The organism is Haloglomus halophilum (assembly GCF_024298885.1).
Taxonomy (GTDB): Archaea; Halobacteriota; Halobacteria; order Halobacteriales; family Haloarculaceae; genus Haloglomus; species Haloglomus halophilum.
This window is the reverse complement of the sequence record NZ_CP101166.1, coordinates 3,117,847-3,133,166: the sequence shown is the minus strand read 5'-3', so window position 1 is coordinate 3,133,166 and position 15,320 is coordinate 3,117,847. Positions and strand designations below refer to the sequence as shown.

General features: G+C 69.0%; 18 protein-coding genes. 4 read left to right on the top strand and 14 right to left on the bottom strand.

Features of this window, described 5'->3' with window-relative positions; all coding sequences use genetic code 11:
- Nucleotides 1-111 precede the first annotated feature (111 nt).
- Together NL114_RS15260 and NL114_RS15255 are read left to right on the top strand one after the other, a co-directional pair.
- Nucleotides 112-1,359, top strand: a complete 1,248-nt coding sequence (locus NL114_RS15260; RefSeq protein ID WP_254821777.1) for an NAD(P)/FAD-dependent oxidoreductase — start codon at nt 112-114, stop codon at nt 1,357-1,359.
- Nucleotides 1,360-1,500: 141 nt separating this feature from the next.
- Nucleotides 1,501-2,208: a class I SAM-dependent methyltransferase gene (locus tag NL114_RS15255; RefSeq protein ID WP_254821776.1), complete on the top strand. Its 708-nt coding sequence runs from the start codon at nt 1,501-1,503 to the stop codon at nt 2,206-2,208.
- Between the two features lie 16 nt (nt 2,209-2,224).
- Here NL114_RS15255 and NL114_RS15250 read toward each other — a convergent pair whose 3' ends face one another.
- The 12 genes from NL114_RS15250 to NL114_RS15195 all read right to left on the bottom strand — a co-directional run bounded on the left by NL114_RS15250 (nt 2,225) and on the right by NL114_RS15195 (nt 13,104).
- Nucleotides 2,225-2,497 carry a DUF5827 family protein gene (locus NL114_RS15250; protein WP_254821775.1) on the bottom strand — a complete coding sequence of 91 codons (273 nt, stop codon included), beginning with the start codon at nt 2,495-2,497 and terminating at the stop codon, nt 2,225-2,227.
- Between the two features lie 68 nt (nt 2,498-2,565).
- Complete coding sequence (locus tag NL114_RS15245; RefSeq protein WP_254821774.1) at nt 2,566-3,303, bottom strand: hypothetical protein; 738 nt, start codon at nt 3,301-3,303, stop codon at nt 2,566-2,568.
- Between the two features lie 203 nt (nt 3,304-3,506).
- The gene (gene sod, locus NL114_RS15240) at nt 3,507-4,118 is read right to left on the bottom strand and encodes a superoxide dismutase [Mn] (RefSeq protein ID WP_254821773.1); all 612 of its coding nucleotides are present in this window, start codon (nt 4,116-4,118) and stop codon (nt 3,507-3,509) included.
- A 116-nt stretch (nt 4,119-4,234) separates the two neighbouring features.
- Complete coding sequence (locus tag NL114_RS15235) at nt 4,235-5,290, bottom strand: MBL fold metallo-hydrolase (RefSeq protein WP_254821772.1); 1,056 nt, start codon at nt 5,288-5,290, stop codon at nt 4,235-4,237.
- The gene (locus NL114_RS15230; protein WP_254821771.1) at nt 5,287-5,664 is read right to left on the bottom strand and encodes a ubiquitin-like small modifier protein 1; all 378 of its coding nucleotides are present in this window, start codon (nt 5,662-5,664) and stop codon (nt 5,287-5,289) included. The genes NL114_RS15235 and NL114_RS15230 overlap by 4 nt, the downstream gene beginning before the upstream one ends.
- Nucleotides 5,665-5,766: 102 nt before the next feature.
- Nucleotides 5,767-7,113 (bottom strand): MFS transporter, encoded by a 1,347-nt coding sequence (locus tag NL114_RS15225; protein WP_254821770.1) that lies wholly within the window; start codon nt 7,111-7,113, stop codon nt 5,767-5,769.
- 122 nt (nt 7,114-7,235) lie between these two features.
- Nucleotides 7,236-8,261 carry a twin-arginine translocation signal domain-containing protein gene (locus tag NL114_RS15220; RefSeq protein ID WP_254821769.1) on the bottom strand — a complete coding sequence of 342 codons (1,026 nt, stop codon included), beginning with the start codon at nt 8,259-8,261 and terminating at the stop codon, nt 7,236-7,238.
- A 364-nt stretch (nt 8,262-8,625) separates the two neighbouring features.
- Nucleotides 8,626-10,494 carry an FAD-binding protein gene (locus tag NL114_RS15215; RefSeq protein WP_254821768.1) on the bottom strand — a complete coding sequence of 623 codons (1,869 nt, stop codon included), beginning with the start codon at nt 10,492-10,494 and terminating at the stop codon, nt 8,626-8,628.
- A 155-nt stretch (nt 10,495-10,649) separates the two neighbouring features.
- The gene (locus NL114_RS15210; protein ID WP_254821767.1) at nt 10,650-11,540 is read right to left on the bottom strand and encodes a succinate dehydrogenase/fumarate reductase iron-sulfur subunit; all 891 of its coding nucleotides are present in this window, start codon (nt 11,538-11,540) and stop codon (nt 10,650-10,652) included.
- Nucleotides 11,540-11,920, bottom strand: coding sequence for a succinate dehydrogenase hydrophobic membrane anchor subunit (locus tag NL114_RS15205; RefSeq protein WP_254821766.1), 381 nt, complete (start codon nt 11,918-11,920; stop codon nt 11,540-11,542). The genes NL114_RS15210 and NL114_RS15205 overlap by 1 nt, the downstream gene beginning before the upstream one ends.
- A 1-nt stretch (nt 11,921) precedes the next feature.
- Nucleotides 11,922-12,314, bottom strand: a complete 393-nt coding sequence (sdhC, locus tag NL114_RS15200; protein ID WP_254821765.1) for a succinate dehydrogenase, cytochrome b556 subunit — start codon at nt 12,312-12,314, stop codon at nt 11,922-11,924.
- Between the two features lie 115 nt (nt 12,315-12,429).
- Complete coding sequence (locus NL114_RS15195; protein ID WP_254821764.1) at nt 12,430-13,104, bottom strand: alpha/beta hydrolase; 675 nt, start codon at nt 13,102-13,104, stop codon at nt 12,430-12,432.
- A gap of 107 nt (nt 13,105-13,211) precedes the next feature.
- Here NL114_RS15195 and NL114_RS15190 point away from each other — a divergent pair, with 107 nt between their 5' ends.
- Together NL114_RS15190 and NL114_RS15185 are read left to right on the top strand one after the other, a co-directional pair.
- Nucleotides 13,212-13,616 (top strand): winged helix-turn-helix transcriptional regulator, encoded by a 405-nt coding sequence (locus NL114_RS15190; protein ID WP_254821763.1) that lies wholly within the window; start codon nt 13,212-13,214, stop codon nt 13,614-13,616.
- A 2-nt stretch (nt 13,617-13,618) separates the two neighbouring features.
- Nucleotides 13,619-14,197 (top strand): LOG family protein, encoded by a 579-nt coding sequence (locus NL114_RS15185; protein ID WP_254821762.1) that lies wholly within the window; start codon nt 13,619-13,621, stop codon nt 14,195-14,197.
- Between the two features lie 12 nt (nt 14,198-14,209).
- Here NL114_RS15185 and NL114_RS15180 read toward each other — a convergent pair whose 3' ends face one another.
- Nucleotides 14,210-15,052: a beta-keto acid cleavage family enzyme gene (locus NL114_RS15180; RefSeq protein WP_254821761.1), complete on the bottom strand. Its 843-nt coding sequence runs from the start codon at nt 15,050-15,052 to the stop codon at nt 14,210-14,212.
- Nucleotides 15,049-15,243 carry a hypothetical protein gene (locus NL114_RS15175; RefSeq protein WP_254821760.1) on the bottom strand — a complete coding sequence of 65 codons (195 nt, stop codon included), beginning with the start codon at nt 15,241-15,243 and terminating at the stop codon, nt 15,049-15,051. The genes NL114_RS15180 and NL114_RS15175 overlap by 4 nt, the downstream gene beginning before the upstream one ends.
- Nucleotides 15,244-15,320: the final 77 nt, after the last annotated feature.

Below are 15,320 nucleotides of genomic sequence, written 5' to 3'. Positions count from 1 at the left end.
ACTGCCGGCTGTCGGAGGACGTGGAGCGGCCGGGACGGGAACTGTCACGTATCTTCATCCGGAATTCGACCGATGGCAACCCCTATTTGCCGGGGTATCTAAGCCCCCGGTATGACAACGTCGCACGTCATCATCGGCGACGGCATCGCGGGGTCGTCCGCCGCCGAGACCATCCGGGAGGAGGACCCGGGCGCGGACGTGACGGTGCTCACGGACGAGGGGGAGGCCCTCTACAACCGCATCCTCATCAAGGAGTTCGCCAAGGGGAAGCTGCCCGAGGCGCCCATCTCCATCCACGACGAGGAGTGGTACGCCGAGCGCGATATCGACCTCGAACTGAACACGTACGTCACGGACATCGACACGGACGCACACGAGCTCCACACCCACGAGAGCGGGACCTACGAGTACGACAAGCTCCTCGTGGCGACGGGGGGGACGCCGACCCAGCTTCCCGTCGGGAACAGTGACGCCGAGGGCGTCCACCACTTCTGGACGTTCGAGGACGCCCGCGACATCAAGGAGCACGCCGAGAAGGCCGAGACGGGCATCGTCGTCGGCGCCGGCCTGCTGGGCATCGACCTCGCGGCCATCTGCGCCGCCCAGGACATCGAGGGGAAGTACCTGATGCGTGGGGACTGCTGGTGGCGCTACGCGCTCTCGGAGGAGGGCGCCGAGATCATCCACGACGCGCTCCGGGAGCGCGATGTCGAACCCGTCTTCCAGTCCGGCGTCGACCAGTTCGAGGTCGACGACGACGGCGTCGTCATGGGTGCGACGGACCCGAACGGCGACTTCTACGAGGGTGACTTCGTCGGCGTCGCCATCGGGCTGGACTTCAACACGGAGTTCCTCCGCGGTTCGGGGCTGGACCTCGACAACGGCGTCGTGGTCGACGAGTACATGCAGACCAACGTCGAGGACGTGTACGCGGCCGGCGACATCACGCAGTTCAACGATCTCATCCTCGGCGAGCGCGCGCAGAACGGCGCCTGGGGCTCGGCGAAGGAGCAGGGCTCGGTCGCGGCCTCCAACATGGTCGCCGACGAGGCCGCCGAGGAGTTCCGCTGGGTCTCCTCGTACTCCATCACGCACTTCGACTTCCCGTTCCTCTCCTTCGGCCATCCGACGCTCGGCGACGACTTCGTCGAGCGCAAGTACTCCGACTCGGAGTGGCGTCGCGTCGCGCTCAAGGACGGCCGCGTCATCGGCGGCGTGCTCATCGGCGACCTCGCACCCCAGTCGAAGCTGAAACAGCTCGCGCGCGAGCAGCGCGACATCTCCGGCCAGGAGGAGGTCCTGCTGGCGGAGACCATCGACCTCGACGAGCTGGACACGACGGCCGCCGAGGCGGAGTAGCGACCGACAGCGGGCCGCCGTACCTGCCGCCGAACCCGCCCACCGGGCCACGACGAATTCTCGGACGGGACCCGCATCCATCGGCCGACGGCGACCGCGTTCCAGTACCGTTTTATCCACGCGCCGGGGAGTCACAGGGACGTGAAGGGACGCGAGTGGTACCAGTCCGACGACGTGGCCGACGCGTACGAGGACAAGCGGTTCTCGAACGGCGGCCGACTCATCGACGACCGCGAGAAGGAGGCGGTGCTGGACGCGCTCGGCACCGTCGAGGGCAAGGAGGTGCTGGAGGTCGCCTGCGGGACGGGACGGTTCACCTCCCTGCTGGCCGACCATGGCGCCGACATCGTCGGGCTGGACATCTCCCCGGCGATGCTGAAGCAGGGCCGCGAGAAGGCCCGGTCGGTCGGCGTCGACGAGCACCTCGAGTTCATGCGCGCCGACGCCGCGCGACTGCCGTTCCCCGACGACCACTTCGACGCGGTGCTGGCGATGCGCTTCTTCCATCTCGCGGACCGGCCGGCATCGTTCCTCTCCGAGATGGCCCGAGTCTCGAAGGAACAGGTGTTCTTCGACACGTTCAAGCGGTTCTCCTTCCGCTCCATCTACAACTTCGCGCTCCCGATGGGGTCGCGGCTCTACTCGACGGGCGAGGTCGAGCGGCTCCTCAAAGGTGCCGGCCTCCAGCTCGAGGGCTCACAGCACGACTTCGTCCTCCCGTACGGGTTCTATCGCCAGGTGCCCAGCGAGGTCGCCGGGCCGGCCCGGGAGATCGACACCGCGCTCGTCCGGACCCCCATCGGCCGCCGGCTCGCCTCCGTCTCCTACTGGGACGCGCGGGTCTCGTGACCCGCCAGCCGGCGACCTACTCCTCGCGCCGCAGGCCGTAGTAGCCGGGCTGGGAGTCGTGTTCGGGCTCGGCGAAGACGAACTGCTCCTGATTGTAGACGAGCCACGGGATCGCCCAGTCCAGCAGGACGTTCTCCGTCTCGACGTCGAGTTCCTGGTCGAGCGGGACACCCTGCAGGAGCCGGGCGACCTCGTAGACGGTGTAGAGCTTGTCGGCGTCGAGGACCTCGTCGGGTTCGCGGAAGGCGAGGGTGCGCAGGTCGTCGAACGAATCACGCGGACGTGGCATAGCTAGAGATGGCGCGAGCACGGGGTAAACGGTTGCGGGTCGGGGACTGCCGACACGACCCGCCCGCGTCAGCCGGAGAACATATCGAAGTCCCGGACCCGGAGGTCGATGGTGGGCCGGAGCGTCCCGGTCGGCGTCGCCTCCCCGAAGCGGGTGTTGTCCACGACGAAGTGGTGGATGCCGGGGCGCAGCGGCTTGTTCACCTCGCCCTGCCCGCGGGCGCCCATGACCGAGTGCCAGTCCGACGGCTCGGGACAACGAGAACGGGGGCCGGGGCCCCGCCCGTGTAGCCTGCCGCTTCCCCCACTGCCGTCGCCACCGTGATGTCGGCCGCTCCCCGCATCTCCGTCGCCGCCGTGGTGCCGGCCGCTTCCCGCGCCGCCGTCGCCGTTATGTTGGCCGCTTCCCGCACCGCCGTCGTCGCCGTTATGTTGGCCGCTTCCCGCACCGCCGGCACCGCCGTGGTGCTGGTTTCCCTCGCCGTGGGGCCCGCCACACCCCATGCCGCCGGCGTGGTGCGCACCGCCCTCCGTATGACCGACTAGCTGGCGGTAGGTGTCGAACTCGGCGGGGTCGGACTGGCCGCCGAACAGCATGGCGTCGAACGGCGCGTCCGCCGTCACCTCGTAGCGGAGGTTGAACTGCGTGTCCTGTCCGTCGACCCGGAGCTCCCGGTGGTAGAACTCGCCGCTCGGGATCTCCGTAGTGGTCGAGACGGCGCTGATGGTCTCGCGCTGCGACGTACAGCCCGCCAGGGCCGCCGCCCCTCCCGACGCCAGGGCGCCGAGGAAGGTCCGTCGTTCCATCATCGGATGGTTCGGCTCGACACACCTCCATCGTCGGTCGAACAGTTCGGCGATTTATACGACTGTCCGCGACTCGCGGGCGCGCGACGGCGACCGACACGACCAGCCGCCTCCCGGTTCACCCCCGGAGCCGCCGCTACCGACCTGGGCGCGAAAGAAAGGCGATGGTGTGGAACCGGTGCGACCGAGGTCTCGTCGCGTGCCTACTCGAAGTGCTCGACGCTGCGCTGGTACTGCTGTTCGCAGTAGTCCCAGTCGATGTGGTCGAGGAAGCCCTCGATGAAGCTGCCGCGGTCCGGCCCGTAGTCGTAGTAGTAGGAGTGCTCCCACACGTCCAGCGCGATGACGGGGTGACTGCCCCACAGCGCGCCCTGGTCGTGCTTGTCCACCACGACGTTCCGGAGCTGGTTGGCGACGGGGTCGTACACCGTCAGGGCCCAGCCGCCCGCGGCGCCCGCGGCGGCCTTGAACTCGCCCTTCCAGCCCTCGAACGAGCCGAAGTCCTCCTCGATGCGGTCCGCGAGGTCACCGGACGGCTCGCCGCCGCCGTTGGGCGACATGTTCTCCCAGAAGTGGGTGTGGAGGTAGTGTCCACTGCCGTTGTGGGTCACGTTCCGCATCGCACCGCCGGAGGAACCGAAGTCGCCGGCGTCGCGGTTCTCGGCCAGCGTCTCCTCGGCGGACTCGAGGCCGTTCACGTAGCCGTTGTGGTGCGTGTCGTGATGCCACGTGAGCACCTGTTCGTCGAGGAACGGCTCCAGCGCGTCGTAATCGTACGGCAGGTCGGGAAGTTCAGGGTTGGAATGTTCGGGCATCTATATCACCAGTCGGGTTCACTCTCGGCTCCGGGTTAAACGTTGAGGCGTCGGAAGAGGGAGTCCGGAACCACAGGACTCGTCCCCCGGAACCACAGAAGCCGTGCCCCGGACCCCTACCCAGGCCCCGGAATCGCGCCCGGGCGCAGGGCCAGGTCCGACACGTCCGGGAACAGGTCGTCGAGGTCGGGGGACGACGCGACGAGCGCGTACTCTCGACCGTTGCGTGCCACGATGTCGGCGTCCTCGAGATGGTGCAGATGGGCGTACGCCTCACCGGGCCCGTGGAGGATGTGGATGGACGAGAGCTCGCCGAACAGGTGCGCCGAGACCGTCCACGGGTCGGCCGGTCCCGACTCGCGCAGGTAGTCGACGATCTTCTCCGTCCGCTCGCGGTGGTGGACCACGATATCCGCGGCGCGACCGACCGGGTCGATGATGACGCCCCGGTGACCCGGCCACGCTCGCGTGTACCCCGCACGAACGATGCCGGCGAGCGTCTCCAGATAGTCGGCCAGTGGGGTATCGACGCGGGTGTCGGCACCGCCGACGTTCGGCGTGTAGTACGGTAGCAGGGCGTCGCCGCTGAACAACTCGCGCCCGTCGCGCCCGTCGAAGGCGTAGCCGGCGAGGCCGGCGGCGTGACCGGGCAGGTGGACCGCCTCGAGTTCGATGGCGCCCGCATCGAACGTCGCGCCGCCGACGAACGGCTCGACATCGGGTGTGTCGCCCGCGCCCCCCTCGCCCAGCTCCATGAACGTGAACAGCTCCTCGCGCTTGTCGTCGGGCATCCCCCACTCGTCGACCAGCCGTTCGAGCGTCTCGCGGGACTCGGCCTCCGCCTCGGGATTCCCCTCGATGAGTCCCGCGTCGGCCTCGTGGGCGCGGACGACACAGTCGCTCTCGGCCTGGATGGCACCCGCCAGGCCGACGTGGTCCATATGCCAGTGGGTGAGCAGGATCTGGTCGATATCCGCGAACGTCAGGTCGTACGCGGCGAGTCCCTCGCGGAGTTCTGCTTCCGTGTCGGGCATCGCGATGCCGGTGTCGACCAGCGTCGTCGGCCCGGCGTCCGTGTCGGCGCCGAGGACGTAGCAGTTGTTCTGTCCCTCGAAGGCGTTGTTGCCGAGCTGGACCTGCCCGAGTTGGAAGGGGAGCGCGGGGTCGGTCATCGGGCCACCTCCGGGGTGGTGAGGCACCGGTACTGTGGCAGGCCGTCCACGTCCGGCCGCTCGGCGCGCCCGATGACGACCCCGCCCGATACCGACGGCGCCACGGTCACGCGGTCCCCGGCACCGAGTTCCGTATCGGGGCCGTCGAGGTCCCGGATGGGCTCCCCGTTCCGGGAGACGTTGATGTGGGGGCGGAGCCGCTCCTCGCTGGTGAACAGGAGCGGGTGGAGGTCCGGATGCGCCGCCGCCACGTCCTCCAGAAGGGCGTTCACCGTCGTTCCCGGGTCGAGCGGGAGCGAGATGACCTTCTCGCCGACTGCGTCGCGGACGGTGCCGTAGAACTCCAGGGTCACCGTCTCGTCGTCGCCTGCCATGCCCGGCGCGACGCCCGGCGACGTGAAAGGTCTGCCCCTCACCTCGGACCGAGAGTCGGTGACGGGCGCGTCGCGAGCCGCGTCGGTGGTGGCCCGTCGGAGTCAGTCCCCGCCGACCGCCGACGGGTCGTCCGCATCCGGCGGCGCGCTGCCCGTCCCGAGCGTCTCCTCGACCTGCGTGACGGTGATGACGAGCGCCAGCAGCGAGAGGCCGGCACCGAAGGCGAACGGGGCCAGCAGGCCGAACGAGAACAGGACTCCCGAGACGAGCGGGCCGAAGGCCACGCCCAGCCCGAACGCCATCGTCAGCACGGAGAGCGTGGTCCCGGAGTTACCGCCACGCGCGAGGTCGCCCGCGATGGCGAGGCCGGGCGCGAACACCATCGCGACGGCCACGCCCTGCAGGAGCCGCGCGAGCAGCATCAACGCGGGACCGACGAACCCGGCCACCCCGGTGACGAGCGGGATGAGCCCCTGTGCGAGCACCGAGGGCACGAGCAGCGCGAACCCGGCGACGATGAAGGGGCGCCGCCCGTACTCGTCGGCCCAGTTGCCGATGGGGACCTGCAGGAAGACGTTCGCGATGACGACGGCGGAGAACTGGAGTCCGAACAGCGTCGAACCCTGCCCGAGCGCGTTGTTGATGGGCTCCTGGAGCGTCGCGAACAGCGCGATGGTCAGCGCCATGAACAGCGTCCCGACCCCGACGGCGAACACGGTGTCCAGTCCGCCGTCCGGGTCCAGCACCTTCACCGAGAGGTTGTCGGCCGCCTCGGCGTCGGGCCGTGGCGGCTCGTCGACCAGCCAGACGACCAGGGCGAACGAGACGACGGCGCCGATGACGGCGATGGCGAACGCGGCGTTGAACCCGGAGAGGGCGAAGCTCCCGAGCGTGTACTGCGTGACGGTCTCGCGCCCGAAGCCGCCCGCGACGACGATACCGGCCACGATGGGGCCGAAGCCGAAGCCGATGAGGCGGAAGGTGTTGAACACCCCGAAGTTCCCCCCGCGCTCGGAGTCGCTGGTGGCATAGTCGTTCACCAGCGCAATCGTCGCCGGCACGGTCAGCGCGGCGCCGAGCCCCTGGAACGCCCGGACGAGCAGCACTGCGGCGTACGAGGAGACGAACGGGTAGGCCGCGCTCGCGACGCCGAAGACGACGAGGCCGCCGAGGATGAACGGTTTGCGCACCCCGACGCGGTCGGAGAGGCGCCCCGTGATTGGCTGGCCGAAGCTGTTGAGGAAGCCGAACAGCGAGAGCACCAGCCCGATGAGGAACTCCTCGGTCAGGGTGAAACCCAGCATCTCGGTACCGACGATACCGTCGATAGCGACCTGCCCGCTCGCGATGTAGAGGGGGAGGACGATGATGAGAAAGGAGTTGCCGAGCGCGTCGGCCATGCGGGCCATAGCCAGTGCGAGGACGCGTCGGTCGGTCCCGAGAACCATTTGCCGCGGTTTCGAACGGTAGCCGTTTGACGCTTTGCATAGCGTCGTGGAAACGGGGTGACACGCGCGTCACCACCCTCAGGCCCGCCGCGCCGGCCGGGGGCCGCTCCCGGACGCCCGGCTCAGAGCCCGGGGAGCCGGTCGCGGAAGTCGGTCCAGACGGCCTGCGGGGAGACCGTCGTCCGGACCACGAGCGACCGGCCGTCCGGACCCAGTCGCACGCCCACCACCCCGCTGTCGGGGGTGCCGGACTCGTCGTTCAGTTTCCGGACCGCCGCCCGCAGGTTCTCGTTCTCGGTGATCGAACGCGGGTCGTAGACGAAGACGAACGAGGTGAGCGTGGCATCCTCGGCGAAGCGGAGGCCGACACCGATCGCCCGGAGGTCATCGACCGTCGCCGCGAGCGTCGGCCAGTCGTCGGGGATGGCCTCGGCGAGGCGGGTCGCGAGGTCGGGGTCGAACGCGACCGCGCCGGAGACGGGCGGGCTCCCCAGTGGCGAGGCAGCCAGCGCACGACCGACCGACCGCAGGTCGCGGTCGGGCCGGGCCTCGGACTCGCCCGCACCCACCCGGGCCATCGCCTCGACCGCGTTCACGGCGGCGCCCTCGGGCGCGAGGAGACCGCCCGCGACGGCTCGCCCCTCACCGACGGCGAGCCCGAGCGACCCCCGCGAGGTCACGCCGTTCCGGCGGATGCGGTCGAGGAACGGGGGAACGTAGCCGAACAGCCGGTTCCCGGCCACCGGTTCGTACTCGGTGACGCTCCCCCGCGTGAACTCGTGGACCACCGGCCGGGACTCGATGTCCCCGGTGAGCGCGACCGTCGCTCCCATCGTCGTCAGGCCCTCGGTCCCGAACCCGAGCGCGGTCACCCGGTCGAGGTCGCTCATGTCGACGGACTCGACCGTCTGGTCGAACGAGGTGGCCGTCGCGACCCACTCGTCGGGCAGCTGCTCGCGCCGCTCCCACGCCGTCGGCACGTCCACCGACAGGTACGCCTGCCACGGGAACGGCTGGTCCAGCACGGCTGCCGGGTCGTAGAGCCACCGCTCGGCGGGCGGCTCGCCGACCGCCGTCGAACAGCCAGCCAGCCCGACGGCTGCTGCGGTCGCGCCGACCGTGGCCAGGAACCGCCGCCGGGAGGGCATCGTTGCCGGGGATTGCTCACGAACGGGTATATACCTCCTGTCATCGGGGCCCGGTTGCGCCGACAGGGCACCTCGATGGGGGGAGACGTGACGGCTCGGAGACGCTATCCGATGAGACCCAACATCCAACCCACTATTCGCTACGCATTCCCAATTTAATACGGTAATTGTATAGATGCCAGAATGATTAAAGTATTATATAGATAATATATCACTTGCGTCCGCGCGAGCGAAGCGAGCGCGGTTCACCGCTGGCGACCGGAGGGAGCCAGCGGCTTTTTTTGGTGCAGATTTTTTCGGTGAGTGGTTCGCACAGCGCTCGCCTTCGGCGAGCGCGAGCAAACCCGAACCGAAAGAAGGTGCCTTAGTAGGACCGGACCTTCGGCTCGTAGGTCTTCTCGGCGCCCTCGAGGATGACGTCCGTGTAGTAGAGCTCGGGGGTACCGTCCGACCACTGGACCATCGTGTGCTTGAGCCACTCGTCGTCCCTGCGCTCCTGATGCTCGGCGCGCCAGTGGGCGCCACGGAACTCGTCACGGGCGAGTGCGCCGAGCGCGATGGTCTCGGCGGTGTCGATGAGGTTGCGGGTCTCGATGGTGTGGATGAGGTCCGTGTTGTAGGTGCCCGAGGGGTCCGAGACGGCGACGTTCTGGTACTCCTCGCGGCACTCCTTGATGACCTCCAGGGCCTTCTTCAGCCCCTCCTCCTCGCGGAAGACGTTGACCCAGCGGGTCATCGCCTTCTGGAGCTTCTTGCGGATCTCGGCGTGGTTGCGGCCGTCGCGCTCCTTGAGTCGCTCGACGCGCTGGCGCTGGCGCTCGACGGAGCGGTGGACGACCTCCGAGGCGCTAGCCAGCTGGCCACCGTCGGAGCGGGCCTCGTCAGCGGCCCGCTCCCCACCATCCGCTGCGACATCGTCGTCCGCGGGGCCGAGAGCGCCGGGCTCGACCGGCGCGCCGAGGTCCTCCTCGTGCTCGATGGCCGCGGAGGGGCCGGTCTGGACGAGCGCCTCGCCGTAGTCGCGCCCGGCGGCGTGGTAGCCGGCGCGGGCGCCGAAGACGATGAGCTCGGGCAGCGCGTTGCCGCCGAGGCGGTTGGAGCCGTGGACGGAGACGCAGGCGCATTCGCCGGCGGCGTACAGGCCGGAGACGCAGGTCTCGCCGTGCTCGTTCGTCTCGATGCCACCCATGTGGTAGTGCTGGCCGGGCTTGACCGGCATCGGCTCGACGAGCCCGTCGACACCCTCGAAGTCCTCCGCGAGATGGAGGATGTTCTCCAGGCGGTCGAGGATGCGCTCGTCGCCGAGGTGGCGCATGTCCAGGTAGACGTACTCGTCCTCGACACCGCGGCCCTCGTTGACCTCGGTCAGTTCGGCACGAGAGACGACGTCGCGCGAGGCGAGCTCGCCGGCGTTGTTCGCGTAGCCGTACTCGAACATGAACCGCTCGCCCTCCGCGTTGTAGAGGATACCGCCCTCACCGCGGACCCCCTCGGAGATGAGGACGCCCGTCGAGGGGAGCGTGGTCGGGTGGAACTGGACGAACTCCATGTCCTCGACCGGGACGCCCGCACGGTAGGCCATCGCCGGGCCGTCGCCGGTGTTGGCGACCGCGTTGGTGGTGTGGTCGAAGGCCTGGCCGTCGCCGCCGGTCGCGAGAACGACCCCGTCGTTGGCCTTGAAGCCGACGATGTCGCCGCTCTTGATGTCGTAGGCGACACAGCCGTGGCACTCCCGGTCCTCGGGGTCTTCCTCGTCGGTGACAGCGAGGTCCATGACGTAGAACTCGTCGTAGACCTTGATGCCCCGCTTGACGACCTGCTCGTACATCGTGTGGAGCAGGTGGTGGCCGGTCTCGGCACCGGCGTAGGTGGTCCGCGGGAAGCTGAGGCCGCCGAACGGGCGCTGTGAGACGCGGCCGTCCTCTTCGCGACTGAAGGGCATCCCCCAGTGCTCGAGCTGGATGACCTCCTCGGGGGAGGTCTCGCAGAGGGTCTCGATGGCCGGGGCGTCGCCCAGGTAGTCCGAGCCCTTCATCGTGTCGTATGCGTGGTCGGTCCAGTCGTCGCCGTCACGGAGCGCGGCGTTGATGCCGCCCTCGGCCGCGCCGGTGTGGCTGCGGACGGGGTGGAGCTTCGAGACGAGCGCCACGTCGGCGCCCTCCTCGTGTGCGGCGATGGCCGCCCGGAGGCCGGCGCCGCCGGCGCCGACCACGATGACGTCGTGTTCGTACATTGGTTGAAGTGATGTGGTGGGTGGTCGCTCGGTCGCAGTCGTGTGTTCGTGTTAGGCTGTGGGTAACTTGAGGCTGTTGTGCGCGACCGCACGCGGGCAGCCGGGTGTGCATCGCGAGCGCGACGCCATCCGACGGCCAGGTGCGGGCAGAGCGCTCACCAGAACTTGAGGTTGTTCTTGACGGCCTCGCGCTTGAGCTCCTGGATGTGCTCGGTGAGCGGGATGTCCTTCGGGCAGACCTCCGTGCAGGAGAACTGGGTCTGACACCGCCAGACGCCGTGTTCCTGCTCGATGATCTCCAGCCGCTCCTGCTTGCGGTCCTCGCCCTCGCGGTCGTCCATCGCGAACTTGTAGGCCTTGTTGATGGCGGCGGGGCCGAGGTACTCGTTGTCCCCGGCGGCGATGTTGCACGACGACATGCAGGCGCCACACCAGATGCAGCGCGAGGACATCTTGATCTTCTCGCGGTTCTCGCGGGTCTGGCGCTGCTCCTCCAGGTCGCCCGACGGGAGCTCGTCGGCGTCGAAGTACGGCTCGACCGCATCCATCTGGTCGTAGAAGTGCTCCATGTCCACGACGAGGTCCTTGACAACCTCCTGATGGGGGAGCGGCTCGACGCGGATCTGGCCGGGGACGCCCTCGGAGTCCCCGAGGTCGACGACCTGCGTCTTGCAACCCAGATGCTGGGTCCCGTTGACGAACAGGGCGTCCGACCCGCAGACGGCCTGCCGGCAGGAGTGCCGGAAGGTGAGCGAGGAGTCGTAGTGGTCGCGGGCGTACATCAGCGCGTCCAGCACGGTCATCCCCTTCGTGAACGGAACGGGGAACGTGTCGAAGCGGGGCTCCTCCTTCTCCGGGATGTCCGGGTCGTAGCGGAAGACCTTGAGGTCGAAGACGGTGTCGGCCTGTTCGAGGTCCGTCTCGGCGCGCTCGCGCATCCGGTCGCGGACCTCCTGGCGCTCGGCCTTCTCCTCGAGGCGGCGACGCTGGTGGGTGGACTCCTCCTCGGTCTCGGCCTGCTCCTGTTCGGTGACTTGCGTGCTCATTATGCTGCGGGTCCGATGATGAAGCCGGCCATCGCCATCGCGACGCGGATGCCCTGCGCGATGAGCAGCAGGGAGGCGAGGACGAGGCCGTACTTGACGACGGTCTTCGGGGTGCCGTCGAGCCCCTGGTTGACGAGTGCGTTGTAGACGCCGTTGACGCCGTGGAAGGTGGCGGTCACGAGGAACGCCACCATCGTGAGGAAGTACCCCGGCTGCTGCATCCGGAGGTGGGTCTGCATGAAGGTCACGTCGGCGGCGTGGTTGACGAAATGCAGCAGCATGAAGTGGAACGCCAGCACGACGACGAGGAACGCTGCGGTCAGGCGCTGGAGCATCCAGCGCGACCCCTTCGGGTCGAACGAGGAGTAGTAGTCTGCCATGTTATATCGCCCCCGCGAGGAAGGTCGGGACGCTCGCCACCACGATGGCCCCCGTGAGGACGAGCGACGCGTAGAAACTCTTGTCCTGTGCCTCCAGTCCGACGCCGAGGTCGACGAACAGCAGCCGCAGTCCGTTGAGGATGTGGAAGACGGCGACCGCCAGCAGGCCGACCTCGAGGAACCGGACCACCAGCAGGCTCTCCAGCCCCGAGATGGTGTTCGTGTAGGCCGTCGTGCCCACCGTGGCGGTGCTCAGCACGGCGATATGCGTGAACAGGTAGCCGATGAGCACCCACCCGGTGAACTTGTGGAAGATCCAGGCCCACATGCCGGCGGAGAACTCCCGCCAGCGCCCGAAGTCCTCCACGAGGCCCCGGTCGTACGATTGACTCATTACGGCACAGCGTGCGAACCGGTCGCGTATCAAAGTTCCCTTTGCGCGCGGGCGTAGCCCCCGGATTCCGCCGGTCGCGTGATGGGGCCCGACGCCCCGACCGCACGGTAGACGCCTACGCGACCAGCGCAGCGACGATGTCCCGGGCGGCCTCGAGCTCGTCCTCGTTCACCGTGTGGCCCATCCCCTGGTAGAGCCGCATATCCACGTCCGCGCCGAGCGACCGGAAGGCGTCGCGCGTCGCCTCGACGCGCTCGGCCGGGATGTGTGGGTCCACGTCCGAGCAGCCGAGGAAGACCGGCGTCCCCTCGAGGTCGCCCTCGTACTCGTCGTCCAGTTCCGCGCCGATGAGGCCACCGCTGAAGGCGATGACCCCCCCGTACCGGCGGGGGTTGCGGGCGGCGTACTCGGTCGCGAGGCAGCCACCCTGCGAGAACCCGCCGAGGACGATACGCTCGTGTGGGATACCCGCGTCGACGGCCCGCTCGACGGCGTCCCTCATCGCCCGCAGCCCCGAAGAGCGGCCGGGCTCGTTGGACTCGACCGGCGCGAGGAAGGAGTTCGGATACCACTCGTTGCGTGCGGCCTGGGGCGCGAGATACGCCACGCCCTCGACCCCGATCTCGTCCGCCAGTCCGAGGATGCCACGCGCGGAGGCACCGCGGCCGTGTGCCAGCACGACGGCCGCTTCGGCCTCGTCGAGGTCGGTGCCGGCAGTCAGGGTCTGCTGGCCCTGATGTGGGCCGATGACACCCTCACCGGTCAGTCTGTCGCCTGACTCCTCGCTCATCGTCCGACCCCCGTCGGCGGCTCGTATAGCAGTATCATCGCGTCACCTGAGTTCAGGCCCGAACTTACTTATACGTTCCCTGACAACCGTTTCGGTAGGTAACACGCATGTCCTCTGGTGCAGACACTCCGGGTTCGGAGACCGACGTGGCGGACGACGGCCCCTGTGCGGTCGTCGACTCGCTGGAACAGATCGGCTCGCAGTGGCGGCTCATCGTCCTCCACGACCTGCAGGACGGCGAGAAGCGGTTCAACGAGCTGAAGCGGTCGACGGATGCCTCCTCACGCACACTCTCGCGCGTCCTCGATGATCTGCAGGAGATGGGCTTCGTCGACCGCCGGATGGAGGAGGACGCCCCGGTCGCGACCTACTACTCGCTCACGGCGAAGGGGACCTCCCTCTGTCCGGTGTTCGACGAGATCGAGCGGTGGGCCGACGAGTGGCTCCACGGCGTGCCCGGCACCGAGGGCGACGGGGAGAGCGAGGAAGTCGCTCCCGAGTCCGCGGACTGACCGTGGAGCGCGTCTGTGTCTACTGCGGCTCCAGCCCCGGCCACGACCCGGCCTACCGGCGGGCTGCCCGCGAGATGGGCGAGGCACTGCTCGACCGTGACCTCGGGCTCGTCTTCGGCGGCGGTAGCGTCGGGCTGATGGGCACGGTCGCCGACACCGTCCTCGACGGCGGGGGCGAAGTCGTCGGTGTCATCCCGGAGTCGCTGGAGGCGAAGGAGGTCGCCCACGGCGGGGTCACTGAACTGGAGGTCGTCGGCTCGATGCACGAACGGAAGCGGCGGATGGTCGAGCACTCGGACGGGTTCGTCGCGCTCCCGGGCGGCCTCGGCACGCTGGAGGAGCTGTTCGAGGTGCTGACGTGGGCGCAACTGGGCATCCACGAGAAGCCCTGCGGCGTCCTCAACGTCGGCGGGTTCTACGACGGGCTCGTCTCGCACCTCGACGGCGCCGCGGAGGAGGGGTTCGTCTCGCCGGCGCACCGCGACCTCGCACAGGTCGATACCGACCCGGCGGCGCTGCTGGACGCCTTCGAGTCGTACGAGCCGCCGACGGAGCCGAAGGTCGGCCCGGAGGACACCTGACGTGGGGGCCGCTCAGAGGTTCAGAACCTCCCGCGCCTCGTCGGGGGTCGCCGGTTCGCGCCCGAGCGTCCGTGCCACCCCAGCCACGCGCTCGACCAGCTGCGCGTTGCTCGCAGCGAGCTCCCCGCGCTCGACGTAGACGTTGTCCTCCAGCCCGACCCGGACGTGGCCGCCGAGGATTGTCCCGAGCGTCGCGAACGGCAACTGGTGTGGCCCGAAGCCGAGCGTGTTGAACGTCGCGCCCTCGGGCAGGTTCCGGACGGCGTTGAGGAGATTGCGCGGCCTCGCCGGGGTGAGTGTCCCGCCGCCGAAGATGAGGGTGGTGTGGTACGGTTCCGCGAGGTCCCGCCGGTCGAGGAGCCCGTGGACCTCGTTGACGTGCCCGTCGTTGAACGCCTCCAGCTCCGGCTTGATGCCGCGCGCGGCCATCTCGTCGTAGAGGTCGTCCACCATCGCGCGGGGGTTCTCGCTCGTGAGGTGCCGGTAGCGGTTGAGCGGCCCCATGTCGAGGCTCGCCATCTCGGGTGCCGGGTCCGTACGGAGGGGCTGGCGGCGCGCTTCGAGCGGCGCGCCCGTCCCGCCCGTCGAGTGCTGGACCACGAGGTCCGTCGTCTCGCGGACGGCCTCGGTGAGTTCCTGGAACCGCTCGGTCGCGAAGGAGCGCTCGCCGTTGGGCTTCCTGGCGTGGAGGTGGGCGATGCTCGCCCCCGCGTCCTCGGCGTCGGCCGCGGCCGCCGCGACCTCGGCCGGGGTTTCGGGCAGGTTCGGGTTCGCCTCCTTCCCGTGGACGCCGCCGGTCAGCGCGACGGTGATGATGACGGGTTCGCCGGCGAGGTAGTCGTCGTAGCCCGTCACGACCCGTCCCCCTCCCCGTCCAGCCCCTCGGCCTCCCGGTAGAACTCACAGTGTGCCCCGTGCGAGAGGTCGAACCGGTCGTTGCAGATGTCGGCACGCATCGGCTCGACGAACGCGTCGACGACCGTGCAGTACGCGCGCTCGGTGTCGGCGTGGTCGCCGTCGCGGTACTCCAGATGCGGGCAGGTCATACCGGGAGTTCTCGGGTCAGGGTGTTAACGGTTCGCGGGCACCGGTGTCGGGTGGTGGCACGGACGCCCCCTCCGGA

Coding starts and splice junctions, on each gene's coding strand:
- NL114_RS15260 (WP_254821777.1), top strand. CDS start 112: ATGACAACGTCGCACGTCATCATCGGCGACGGCATCGCGGGGTCGTCC.
- NL114_RS15250 (WP_254821775.1), bottom strand. CDS start 2,497: ATGCCACGTCCGCGTGATTCGTTCGACGACCTGCGCACCCTCGCCTTC.
- NL114_RS15245 (WP_254821774.1), bottom strand. CDS start 3,303: ATGGAACGACGGACCTTCCTCGGCGCCCTGGCGTCGGGAGGGGCGGCG.
- sod (WP_254821773.1), bottom strand. CDS start 4,118: ATGCCCGAACATTCCAACCCTGAACTTCCCGACCTGCCGTACGATTAC.
- NL114_RS15235 (WP_254821772.1), bottom strand. CDS start 5,290: ATGACCGACCCCGCGCTCCCCTTCCAACTCGGGCAGGTCCAGCTCGGC.
- NL114_RS15230 (WP_254821771.1), bottom strand. CDS start 5,664: ATGGCAGGCGACGACGAGACGGTGACCCTGGAGTTCTACGGCACCGTC.
- NL114_RS15225 (WP_254821770.1), bottom strand. CDS start 7,113: ATGGTTCTCGGGACCGACCGACGCGTCCTCGCACTGGCTATGGCCCGC.
- NL114_RS15220 (WP_254821769.1), bottom strand. CDS start 8,261: ATGCCCTCCCGGCGGCGGTTCCTGGCCACGGTCGGCGCGACCGCAGCA.
- NL114_RS15215 (WP_254821768.1), bottom strand. CDS start 10,494: ATGTACGAACACGACGTCATCGTGGTCGGCGCCGGCGGCGCCGGCCTC.
- NL114_RS15210 (WP_254821767.1), bottom strand. CDS start 11,540: ATGAGCACGCAAGTCACCGAACAGGAGCAGGCCGAGACCGAGGAGGAG.
- NL114_RS15205 (WP_254821766.1), bottom strand. CDS start 11,920: ATGGCAGACTACTACTCCTCGTTCGACCCGAAGGGGTCGCGCTGGATG.
- sdhC (WP_254821765.1), bottom strand. CDS start 12,314: ATGAGTCAATCGTACGACCGGGGCCTCGTGGAGGACTTCGGGCGCTGG.
- NL114_RS15195 (WP_254821764.1), bottom strand. CDS start 13,104: ATGAGCGAGGAGTCAGGCGACAGACTGACCGGTGAGGGTGTCATCGGC.
- NL114_RS15190 (WP_254821763.1), top strand. CDS start 13,212: ATGTCCTCTGGTGCAGACACTCCGGGTTCGGAGACCGACGTGGCGGAC.
- NL114_RS15175 (WP_254821760.1), bottom strand. CDS start 15,243: ATGACCTGCCCGCATCTGGAGTACCGCGACGGCGACCACGCCGACACC.